The organism is Pseudomonas sp. ESBL9 (assembly GCF_036668715.1).
GTDB classification, from domain to species: domain Bacteria; phylum Pseudomonadota; class Gammaproteobacteria; order Pseudomonadales; family Pseudomonadaceae; genus Aquipseudomonas; species Aquipseudomonas lundensis.
In genome coordinates this window covers 142,232-151,922 of record NZ_JAZEVV010000008.1, presented here as the reverse complement: position 1 = coordinate 151,922, position 9,691 = coordinate 142,232, and the positions used below count along the sequence as shown (strand labels likewise).

General features: G+C 59.0%; 3 protein-coding genes and 1 rRNA gene. All 4 read left to right on the top strand.

Annotated features, from left to right (window positions below; translation table 11 throughout):
• Window positions 1-93, top strand: a 5S ribosomal RNA gene (rrf, locus tag V6F78_RS19990); the annotation flags it as partial.
• Between the two features lie 336 nt (window positions 94-429).
• Window positions 430-3,879, top strand: coding sequence for an exodeoxyribonuclease V subunit gamma (gene recC / locus V6F78_RS19985; protein WP_332728033.1), 3,450 nt, complete (start codon window positions 430-432; stop codon window positions 3,877-3,879).
• Window positions 3,879-7,571 carry an exodeoxyribonuclease V subunit beta gene (gene recB, locus V6F78_RS19980; protein ID WP_332728032.1) on the top strand — a complete coding sequence of 1,231 codons (3,693 nt, stop codon included), beginning with the start codon at window positions 3,879-3,881 and terminating at the stop codon, window positions 7,569-7,571. Before recC ends, recB begins: the two co-directional genes overlap by 1 nt.
• Window positions 7,568-9,652, top strand: a complete 2,085-nt coding sequence (recD, locus tag V6F78_RS19975; protein WP_332728031.1) for an exodeoxyribonuclease V subunit alpha — start codon at window positions 7,568-7,570, stop codon at window positions 9,650-9,652. The genes recB and recD overlap by 4 nt, the downstream gene beginning before the upstream one ends.
• Window positions 9,653-9,691: the final 39 nt, after the last annotated feature.

Genomic DNA, 9,691 nt, shown 5'->3' with positions numbered 1-9,691 from the left:
ACCACCTGATCCCATCCCGAACTCAGCAGTGAAACGATGCATCGCCGATGGTAGTGTGGGGTTTCCCCATGTGAGAGTAGGTCATCGTCAAGATTAAATTCCAAAATCCCTGTCTGCTCACGCAGACGGGGATTTTGTTTTTGTGCCTGAAAAAAAGCCTTCAGGTATTTCTACGGGGAATCCCATTCCTCAAGAAGAGTTACACGCCTCCGACGGCCTCAAATGACGAAACTCTTTCCGGCCAACCTTGCTTGGCCACAACGCTACCAGCGCCAACAAAGCTCTTCCCTCCTACACGCTCAAAGGCCCGGTTGTTCAGTCAAAGCCGCAGTGCCCATGAGCCTACTTTGCAGCTCGCAACTTGCCTTCACGTGCCTGCGCAGTGGTAAGGTTCGCCTTTGATTTTCGCCTTCTCCTAAGGATGCTGTCATGACGGTTGCTACGTCCCTCAATGCGGGTTTTATGGTGGTTCACGGTAACCGTCTTGATGAACTGCGCAGCTTGGTCGTCAGCTGGATGCGCATGTATCCCTTGGCTCCCTTGGAGAACGAAATTGCTCTCGTCCAAAGCAATGGCATTGCTCAATGGCTGAAGCTGGCCTTAGCCGAAGATGCACAGGACGATGATACGGGTGGCTGCGGCATTGCGGCAGCGATAGACGTTCAGCTCCCTGGCACGTTTTTGTGGCAGCTGTATCGCCTTGTGCTTGGCAGCGAAGAGATCCCCGCCAAATCCTTGCTCGATAAAGCCCCCTTAACGTGGCGACTGATGCGCCTGTTACCCGCCCTGATCGATCAGCCCCATTTCGAGCCTCTGCAGCGTTTTTTGACGCATGACACTGATCTGCGCAAACGCTATCAATTGTCGGAACGCCTTGCAGACCTGTTTGACCAATACCAGGTGTATCGCGCGGACTGGCTCGAAGATTGGGCCGCCGGGCGCCATCAATTACGAAATGCGCGAGGCGAAACCCCGCCGTTGAGCCCTGCCAATTGCTGGCAAGCGGAACTGTGGCGCGCCTTGTTGCTGGATGTCGGCGAAGAAGGCATGGCTCAAAGCCGTGCCGGTGTTCATCAGCGTTTTATTGAAAAGATAAACAGTCTTGAACAAGCGCCGCCGGGCTTGCCTGCCAGGGTCATCGTATTTGGTATTTCGTCACTGCCAGCTCAGGCCCTCGAAGCGCTGGCGGGACTTGCACGCTTCAGCCAAGTGTTGCTGTGCGTGCACAACCCGTGTCGCCATCATTGGTCTGACATCGTTGCCGACAAAGATCTGCTACGGCATCAATACAAACGCCAAGCGCGTAAAGCCGGCATGCCTACAGCATTGGACGTAGACATCCTGCATCAACACGCCCACCCCTTATTGGCAGCGTGGGGCAAGCAGGGCCGCGATTACATTAACCTGCTCGACAGTTTTGATGACCCCAACAGCTATCGATCTGCGTTCCGTGATGGCCGCATCGATCTGTTCAGTGAAGTGGAACCCCTCAACCTGCTCAATCAATTGCAGGACGACATCCTTGAGCTGCGCCCGTTGAGCGAAACCCGCGAGTATTGGCCTGCTGTGGATTTGGAAAAAGACCAATCCATCCGTTTCCACATTGCGCACAGTGCTCAGCGAGAAGTTGAGATTCTTCACGATCAATTACTGGCGCGTTTTAGCGAAAATCCTGACCTTCATCCACGTGATGTGATCGTGATGGTGCCGGATGTCGACAGTTACGCCCCGCATATACGCGCCGTGTTCGGGCAGATCGATCGCGATGATCGCCGATTCATTCCGTTCACGCTGGCCGACCAGGGCCAGCGAGGGCGGGATCCACTTTTGATCGCGGTCGAGCACTTGCTCAAACTGCCAGACAGCCGATTCCCCGTCAGTGAAATTCTTGACCTGCTCGACGTACCGGCCTTGCGTGCCCGCTTTGGCGTTCAAGAGCGCGACCTGCCCACCTTGCACCGCTGGATTGAAGGTGCAGGTATTCGCTGGGGATTAAATGCCGAGCAGCGTGCAGGCCTGGGGTTGCCACCGCACCTTGAGCAAAACAGTTGGCGTTTTGGTCTGCGCCGCATGCTACTGGGATACGCGGTGGGCAGCGGTGAAGGGTGCGATGGCATTGAGCCTTACGACGAAATTGGCGGTCTGGACGCGGTCTTGATTGGCCCGCTGGTGGCCCTGTTGGATGCGCTCGAAATTGCGCACCAAGAGCTGTCGCAACCGGCTTTACCGCATCAATGGGGCGAACGCCTTCAAGCGTTGATGCAGCTGTTTTTCCAGGCTGAAACTGATCATGACGACTACCTGCTGGCCCAGCTTGAAGCGCTGCGCGAAAGCTGGCTGGAGACCTGTGAGCTGGTCGGTCTGCAAGATGCATTACCCCTGACAGTCGTGCGTGAAGCCTGGCTGACCGGGCTGGACCAAGGCAAACTCTCTCAGCGGTTTCTGGCCGGGGCAGTCAATTTCTGCACCTTGATGCCGATGCGGGCCATCCCCTTCAAACTCGTGTGCTTGTTGGGTATGAACGATGGCGACTACCCGCGCGCTCAGCCCCCGCTGGATTTTGACTTGATGGGCAGCGACTACCGTCCGGGCGACCGTTCCCGCCGGGAAGATGACCGTTACCTGCTGCTGGAAGCGCTACTTTCGGCCCGCGATCAGCTCTATATCAGTTGGGTCGGACGAAGTATCCGGGATAACAGTGAGCGCCCCGCATGCGTATTAATTGGCCAGTTGCGTGATCACTTGGCCAGCGGCTGGAGGCTCCCGCAGGGTGAAGACTTGCTGGACGCCATGACACAGGAGCATCCGCTTCAGCCGTTCAGCACTCGCTATTTTCATGAAGGCAATCCCAAGCTATTCAGTTATGCCCGTGAGTGGCAGCAACTCCATGAGCCGCAAAACGAAGTGCCCGTGCCCATCCATTTGTCGGCTCACGTACAAGAAGAACCGATCAATCTGACCCAGCTTCAGGACTTTTTACGTAACCCCGTGCGTCACTTCTTCAGCCAGCGCCTAAAGGTGTTCTTTGAGGCCGCGCACGTGCCTTTGGCCGATGAAGAGCCCTTCGTGCTCGATGCCTTGGAGCGCTATACCCTTAGTGACAGCTTGCTTGAGGCCGCCCTGGCGCAACCTGACCAGCTCGAAAAAGCACTGCACACTCGCGCCACCCGGTTACAAGGCAGTGGCTTATTGCCCATGGCCGGATTTGGAGAATCATTGCAGCACGAGCTGATAGAGCCGTTACCTGACGTATTGCAGCGTTATCAGCAGCTATTAAGTATGTGGCCAACCCCCCTCAACAGTGCCCTACCTGTCAGATTTGAAGATCATGGCCTGGTCCTTGAAGGCTGGTTGGCCAATCTGCATCAGCGCAGCGACAACGGCTTACTCTCCATTACGACAATTCCTAACAGCATTGGCGCACTCAAAACCCGTAAATGGCATCGATTGACGCGCCCGTGGGTTAACCACTTGGTGGCTTGTGCCACCGGTTTAGAGATGTCTACCGCTTTGGTGGCGAGCGATGACACCTTGCTGCTTGCGCCCCTTGATGCGAAGCAGGCCGCCGAGATCCTTGGCAGTTTGATGATGGCCTGGCAGGCAGGCATGAGCCGTCCGCTACCCATCGCGGTCAAAACAGCCTTTGCGTGGCTGGGCCAAAACGATCCTGCCAAAGCCGCTGCGGCCGCCCAGAAAACCTATGAAGGCGACGGTCAGACCAGTGAAGGTGAGCGGCGTGAAAGCGCTGCGCTGTCCCGGCAGTACCCCGACTACGCAGCCTTGATGGCGGTAGAAGAATTTGAAGCCTGGTGCGATGCGCTTTACCGCCCTTTGTTTGACGCGCCATGGCGCTCCTTGACCGGCGAGGAGAGCCGCTGATGAATCAACTCGACCGTCCTTTGGCACTGGCCTTCCCGTTACGCGGCAGTCAACTGATCGAAGCCAGCGCAGGGACAGGCAAAACTTTCACCATCTCTGCGCTGTACCTGCGTCTGATTCTTGGCCACGGTGCGCAGGAAACCGGCTTTGGCCGAGAACTGCTGCCACCGCAAATCCTGGTCGTCACCTTTACCGATGCCGCGACCAAAGAGTTGCGCGACCGGATTCGTACGCGTCTTGCTGAAGCTGCGCGCTTCTTTCGTGAAGAAACCGAAGCCCCCGATGCACTGGTCGCACAGTTGCGCGAAGAGTTCGAGCCCGGGCAATGGGCAGGGTGCGCCGGGCGGTTGGACATTGCGGCACAGTGGATGGATGAAGCCGCGGTTTCAACCATCCACAGTTGGTGCCAGCGCATGTTGCGCGAGCACGCATTTGACAGCGGCAGCCTGTTCACCCAAACCCTTGAAACCGACCACAGCGATTTGCTGGGCGAAGTGCTGCGTGATTACTGGCGACTGTTTTGCTACCCGATGCAGGGCGATGCGCTGAATTGGGTGCGCGCAAACTGGAGTGGCCCGGCCGCCCTGTTACCACGGGTTCGCGCCTTGTTTGGCACCTCGCGACCCGCCGCAAACCCCGATCAAACGCCAGCAGAAATGATTGAGGCGAGCCTGCTCGAACGGCGCCAGGTGTTGACCGGGTTAAAAGCACCTTGGCTGCAATGGGCGCAAGAGTTGCGCGATATTTGCCTGCAAGGTGTGGCCGATAAAACCGTCGACGGTCGGAAAATGCAGGCGCGCTATTTCGAACCCTGGTTTGAAAAAATGTCTGCCTGGGCGTCAGACGCCTCATTGGAACAACTGGACTTGGGTACCGGGTTCACGCGGCTGACACCTGAAGGGATGGCGCAAGCCTGGAAAAAGGGTGAGCCGCCACGGCATCCGGCCCTTGACGCCATGCACGAGCTCAAGGCAGCTCTGGATGCGTTGCCAAGTCCGGATGCGGCAGTGCTGGAGCATGCGGCGTGCTGGGTGAGTGAGCGTTTCGAAGAGGAAAAGCGCCGACGCGCCGAGATGGGGTTTGACGACATGCTCGTTCGTCTCGACACAGCCTTGCAGGCTGAGGGCGGGGAGCGTCTGGCCATTCTGATTCGTGAGCAATTTCCGGTCGCGCTGATCGACGAATTTCAAGACACGGACCCCGTTCAGTACCGCATTTTTGAGACCATTTACCGCATTGAGGCCAACAGCCCGGAGACCGGCCTGTTCCTGATCGGTGACCCGAAACAAGCCATCTACGCGTTTCGCGGCGCGGACATTTACACCTACTTGCGGGCCCGGCATGCCACGCGTGGACGATTGCACACGTTAGACACGAACTTCCGCTCCAGCCATGCCATGGTCAATGCGGTCAACCATGTGTTTGAGCGTGCTGAACAACGGGACGCGGGCCGTGGGGCTTTTCTGTTTCGTGATGGGGACGAAAACCCTGTGCCTTTTGTCTCGGTCAAATCCCAGGGCCGAAAGGAAGTGTTGCTCCAGGATGGCCAACCCGTCACGGCGATGAACCTGTGGTTGCTGCCTTCTGAACAACCGATTTCAGGAGCGGTTTATCGACAGCAGTTGGCCGCGGTATGCGCAGGTCAAATTGTCGAGTTACTCAATGGAGGGCAACAAGGCCGTTGCGGTTTTGCCAAGGACGATGAAGCCCTGCGCGGCGTACTGCCGGCCGACATTGCCATTTTGGTGCGCGACGGTAAGGAAGCTCAGGCCGTTCGGCGTGAATTGTCGGCGCGAGGCGTGCGAAGCGTTTACCTCTCAGACAAGGATTCGGTCTACGCGGCGCAAGAAGCGCATGACGTATTGGCGTGGCTCAACGCGTGTGCCGAACCTGACGTCGAACGTCCTCTGCGCGCAGCGCTCGCCTGCATAACGCTCGACTTGCCGCTGATTGAACTGGAGCGTCTGAATCAGGACGAACTGGCGTGGGAATTGCGCGTGATGCAATTCCGTGGCTACCGTGAAATCTGGCGCAAGCAAGGGGTGCTGGCCATGCTGCGCCGTCTGCTGCACGACTTCAAATTACCCCAGGCGCTGATGGCGCGCACTGACGGTGAACGCGTGCTGACCAACGTGCTGCACTTGTCGGAACTGCTCCAGCAAGCATCCGCCGAACTGGATGGCGAGCAAGCGTTGATTCGGCACCTGAGTGAGCACCTGGCGTTATCCGGGCAGACCGGTGAAGAGCAAATTCTGCGCCTCGAGAGCGATGAGCAACTGGTCAAAGTGGTGACCATCCACAAATCCAAAGGCCTGGAATACCCGCTGGTGTTTTTGCCTTTTATTTGCTCAACCAAACCGGTAGATGGCAGCCGTTTGCCCTTGCATTTCCATGACGCTGACGGTCATGCGCACGTCAGCCTCAAGCCGACGCCCGAGCTGATTACCCAGGCTGACGATGAGCGCCTGGCCGAAGACCTGCGCTTGCTCTATGTCGCGTTGACGCGCGCCCGGCATGCCTGCTGGCTGGGCGTGGCCGACCTCAAACGCGGTAACAACAATCGCTCGGTCTTGCATGCCTCGGCTTTGGGGTATTTGCTCGGTGGCGGCGCGTTGCTGACCGAGTCACCCGGTTTGGAGCGGTGGCTGGCCGATCTGCAGCAGGGCTGTGCGGCGATTGACTACGCCCCTGTACCGCCCGCCAGCGAAGCGCATTTTTACCCGCCGCTCAATCTGGCGACGCTGCTTAAACCTCGGGTCCCTGCGCGGCGGGCGTCTGAAAACTGGTGGATTGCGTCCTACAGCGCATTGCGCATTGGTGACAGCCTCAGCCCGTCCGAGGCGCCGGAAAGTGCTTTGGCACAAAAGCTCTCGGATGATGAGCGGCTTGATCCGGATACTCCGCGCGACGTGTTGCTCAGCGGTGGGGATATTCACCGTTTTCCACGTGGGCCGAATCCGGGGACGTTCTTGCACGGCTTGCTCGAATGGGCGGGCAGGGAGGGATTCAAGGCAACGCCTTCGGTGGTCGAGGACGCCGTTGCGCGCCGTTGCAACCGGCGGGGTTGGGAAGGCTGGATCGAAACCCTCGGCGAGTGGCTGGTGCACCTGCAAGATGAACCGTTGCGCCTGAATAATGGCCAGCCTGCCGTGGTCCTGAGCGAATTGACCCAGTATCAGATTGAAATGGAGTTCTGGTTCGCCAGTCATAAAGTCGACGTGCTGCAACTCGATCAAACCGTGCGCCAGCACACCCATGGCGGGGCCGCGCGGCCCGCCGCTGAACCGAGCGTGCTCAACGGGATGTTCAAGGGATTTATCGACCTGACATTCGAGCACGCAGGGCGCTATTACGTGGCCGACTACAAGTCCAACTGGCTTGGGCCAGACGACATGGCCTACACCGAAGAGGCCATGACCGCGTCTATTCTGGACAACCGTTACGACCTGCAATACGTGCTTTACCTGTTGGCCCTGCACCGCCAACTCAAGGCCCGCTTGGCGGACTACGACTACGACCGGCACATGGGCGGTGCGTTATACCTGTTTTTACGGGGTACACGTTCCCAAAGTCAGGGCGTCTTTTTTACTCGGCCGCCCAGAGATCTGATTGAAAGCCTGGACGTCATGTTTCAGGGTAAGGCGCCGCCCATCGTGGCTGAACCCGCGTGGGAACAGGGAGTGTTGTTATGAGTCGTTCGTTTGCCGAACTGTTGCCCACCCCGTTGACGGCCGAGAGCCTCGCGCTGTTGCAACCACTGATCCGGGCCGAGGATTTATTGCTGCTTCTTGAGCGCTGGGTCGAACGGGGTTGGCTGCGTGCGCTGGACAAAGCCTTCGTCGCCTTTTTGCATGAGCGCGCACCGCATGGCGATCCGCTGGTTTTGTTGGCCGCGGCCTTGACCAGCCATCAACTGGGGCACGGGCACGTCTGTCTGGACCTGTTCGAAACCCTCAAAGAACCCGACTTTGCGCTGTCGCTGCCGCCCGAAGGGGATGTGCAGACCGGCGCCATGCTGCTGCCTTCGCAATTGCTGGAGGCGCTGGACGGTGAAGCGTGGTGTAAGGCGTTACAGGCCAGTCCGTTGGTTGAGCACGCAGGGCATGCCTCGGCAGAAGCCGCCAACCGACCGTTAGTGATCAGCGAACGGCGTGTGTACTTGCGGCGTTATTGGGCGTATGAGCGACGAATCGACAACGCGTTGCGTCAACGCCTGACCGTGTCCGAGGTGACGCCTGACGACTTGCCTGCGCGCTTGAATACCTTGTTCGGCTGTCCGCAGGCGAATGCGCCGATTGACTGGCAAAAATTGGCCTGTGCGCTGGCCACCCGTGGTGCCTTCAGCATCGTCACGGGCGGCCCCGGTACAGGCAAAACCACCACCGTCGTGCGTTTGTTGGCCCTGCTGCAAGCCCCCGCCGTAGAAGCCGGCACGCCTCTGCGGATTCGCCTGGCCGCGCCCACCGGGAAAGCGGCTGCACGTTTGACGGAATCCATCAGCCTTCAGGTCAAATCCCTGGAAGTGGACGACAACCTTCGGCAAAAAATCCCCAGTGATGTGACCACCGTTCACCGACTCCTCGGTAGCCGACCCGGTACGCGGCACTTCCGTCATCATGCGGGCAACAGGTTGCCGCTGGACGTGCTGGTGGTCGACGAAGCCTCCATGATTGATCTGGAAATGATGGCCAACGTGCTGGATGCGCTGCCGGACCATGCGCGGCTGGTACTGCTTGGTGACAAGGATCAATTGGCCTCGGTGGAGGCGGGCGCCGTGCTCGGCGATTTGTGTCGCGATGCCGAAGCCGGTTGGTACACCCCGGCAACCCGCGCCTGGCTGGAGCGCGTCAGCGGTGAGCACCTGGCGGACAGTGGTTTGCAGCAGGACCTGGATGGCACGCACCCATTGGCCCAACAAGTGGTGATGCTGCGTCATTCACGGCGGTTCGGAGAGGGCAGCGGAATCGGGCAGCTTTCGCGTCTGGTTAATCAGCAGCAGGCGCAGCAAGCCCGTGCGCTCTTGTCCTCTGGCGAGTACGCAGACCTGTCGGCGCTGGCGCTCAAGGGGGATCAGGACACGCACTTCGAGCGCCTCGTGCTCGAAGGGCGAGAGGGCGAGGCAAAAGGCTATCGGCATTATCTTGAGGTCTTGCGCGATCAGCGTCCGGCCACCGGCGCGCCGCTCGAAGACCCTTGCTGGGCGGCGTGGGCGGGCGAGGTGCTGGCTGCTTTTGAGGCGTTTCAAGTGCTCTGCGCGGTACGGAAAGGCCCTTGGGGTGTCGAGGGTTTGAACGAGCGCATCACCCGCGCGCTCTTTGCCCGCAAACTGATTGAAAGCGATCAGCACTGGTACGAAGGCCGACCGGTTCTCATGACCCGCAACGACTACGGCCTCGGGCTGATGAACGGGGACATCGGCATCGCCCTGAAACTCCCTGAACGCGACGGTCACACCGAACGGCACGTGCTGCGCGTGGCTTTTGCGCGTAACGACGGGCAGGGCGGCATCCGCTTTGTATTGCCCAGTCGTCTGAATGATGTCGAAACGGTGTATGCCATGACTGTGCATAAGTCCCAAGGCTCTGAGTTTTCCCACACGGCACTGGTGCTCCCGGAGGCGCTCAACCCGGTCTTGACCAAAGAGCTGATCTACACCGGCATCACGCGGGCCAAACACTGGTTCAGCTTGATCGAGCCGCGTGCGGGCGTTTTCGAGGGCGCGGTGTTGCGCAAAGTGAAGCGTCTCAGCGGGTTGATGTTGGGGCTGGGATAAAGCCAGCGCGTGCCCTCGATAAGAAGACTAGGGCCGTAT

What these genes read in the sequence shown, in the direction of transcription:
- recC (WP_332728033.1), top strand. Translation starts at nt 430, where the DNA reads ATGACGGTTGCTACGTCCCTCAATGCGGGTTTTATGGTGGTTCACGGT.
- recB (WP_332728032.1), top strand. Translation starts at nt 3,879, where the DNA reads ATGAATCAACTCGACCGTCCTTTGGCACTGGCCTTCCCGTTACGCGGC.
- recD (WP_332728031.1), top strand. Translation starts at nt 7,568, where the DNA reads ATGAGTCGTTCGTTTGCCGAACTGTTGCCCACCCCGTTGACGGCCGAG.